Annotated in this window: 4 protein-coding genes; 1 reads left to right on the top strand and 3 read right to left on the bottom strand. The window is 45.6% G+C overall.

Annotated features, from left to right (window positions below):
• Window positions 1–531, bottom strand: a 531-nt coding sequence (locus tag A3735_RS04040; RefSeq protein WP_156499392.1) for a hypothetical protein, incomplete at its 3' end; no start/stop codon positions are given.
• Between the two features lie 10 nt (window positions 532–541).
• Window positions 542–1,156, bottom strand: coding sequence for a helix-turn-helix transcriptional regulator (locus A3735_RS04035; RefSeq protein WP_068637627.1), 615 nt, complete (start codon window positions 1,154–1,156; stop codon window positions 542–544).
• Window positions 1,157–1,213: 57 nt separating this feature from the next.
• Here A3735_RS04035 and A3735_RS29460 point away from each other — a divergent pair, with 57 nt between their 5' ends.
• The gene (locus A3735_RS29460) at window positions 1,214–1,363 is read left to right on the top strand and encodes a hypothetical protein (RefSeq protein WP_156490768.1); all 150 of its coding nucleotides are present in this window, start codon (window positions 1,214–1,216) and stop codon (window positions 1,361–1,363) included.
• A 24-nt stretch (window positions 1,364–1,387) separates the two neighbouring features.
• On the opposite strand, the gene A3735_RS30240 is transcribed toward A3735_RS29460, so the two are convergent.
• Window positions 1,388–1,578, bottom strand: a 191-nt coding sequence (locus tag A3735_RS30240) for a hypothetical protein (RefSeq protein ID WP_197485656.1), incomplete at its 5' end; no start/stop codon positions are given.

Here is a 1,578-nt window from a genome sequence, read left to right as displayed (position 1 = left end):
GCTAACAACAATAAGAAAAACAATTAGCGCGTTTCCGATAAAAACTCCTTGTGCGATGGAGGGCGGAATGGGGGCCATGTAAGTTTCGACTCGTAGTGTATGGGCCGCGCAAAAGCACAAGCAACCATAAAGCATGACAGCAAGCTTTTTCCATTTTTCCTGGTCATTGAGCAGAAAGTAGACCACGACCGGGAGGCTTAGGAAATAGAGTTGGAAGCCCGTTTCAGCGCCGACAAAGAATATACTCCCCAAGGTAACTTGCAGGCTGGCAATGAGTATCAACCAATAGGCGGAAAGGACAAACTTCTCCTGCCTGACCCAGTAGAATGTTCCGGCATAGCAGAGCGCATATAGGAAATCTGTAAAGCTGCTCAGCGCTTGTTGGTATTGAGTCCATAAAATAGCTGAATAGCATAAGGATACAATCACGCCGACCAGTGACACGCTAATAACGATTCGCTTACGATATTGTGTGCCTAGCTTGGTACTAAGAACTTCTGATTGCTGTGTAGATGCCTTATTTTGCTTCATGCCTGTTTGTTTATCCTAACATGTTGGCCAGTTTGTAGGGGCCTTCCAGTATATTGTGTGTTAACTGAACTTGATTCGATACACCTGTTTTTTGGTATATCTTTTTCAAGCGAGAGCGAACGCACTCTTTAGTGAGCTTGAGCTCTTCGGCGATTTCTGAGCCTGATAGCCCAGATATCACCTTGCTGAGAACTTGTGTCTCGGAGGCGGTCAGGCCATAAAAGTCAGCCAGGACTAGATTGAGCTTCTCAAAGCTGTCTTTCTCGACAGGACGCATCACCACGAGTGAACCTTTCGCTTTCCATATCTTATTTTCATGCGCAGACTTTCGGTAGGGCGTAACACCAATATGCCATTCATTGCCTCCACCAACGTATGCATCTAAACGAATGAAGCCTCCTGGAAACAAATCTATTCCCTGCGAAGCAAGAATGCATTGCATGACAAGGTGCTGTAGCCGCTTGTTGGCGGCAGGGTTCTTCAGTGCGAGGCGGTCATGTTTTAAGGTGAGCACCTCACTCGATTTTGCAAACTCTTCTGCCCGGGCGTTCATAGGTTTGGAGACATAATTCTCCATCACCAANAAAATAGCAGCTTCAGTACTACTTTTTAGCTGCTCTTGCACCTGGCTTTGTAGCTGGGCAAGTTTGGTTTGGGTGGATATGGTAAAAGCGCGCGTTAGGTGTGGTACAAAGATGCCGAGAATTTTCTTTGTTTGGTTATCAAAATCCTGCTGAGTATCTGGGCGGTAAAAGGTGATGCTGGCAATGAACTGGGTATCTCGATAAAAGCAGGTGCTGATACTATGGAAGCAATCATTTTCACGGAATAGCTCCTGATAGACTTTAGAAGAGCGTTAGCTTTGGCTATCTAATAGCTCTGAGCCTTTTTTGATTGAACTGGTAGACATGTCTTCGACGCTTAGTCTGCGTTCATCAAGGGGGGCGTATTCTTCGCTATATGACTCGATAGTTTTGTCGTTAAATCGATTAGCAACGATACTAAGTTGCTGGGACTTCCTATCAGTAATCGTTAGATAGCCGCCCA

This window comes from Oleiphilus sp. HI0061, assembly GCF_001635675.1.
Note: the sequence above shows the minus strand (reverse complement) of the source record. Positions and strands in the feature narration are given on the sequence as shown.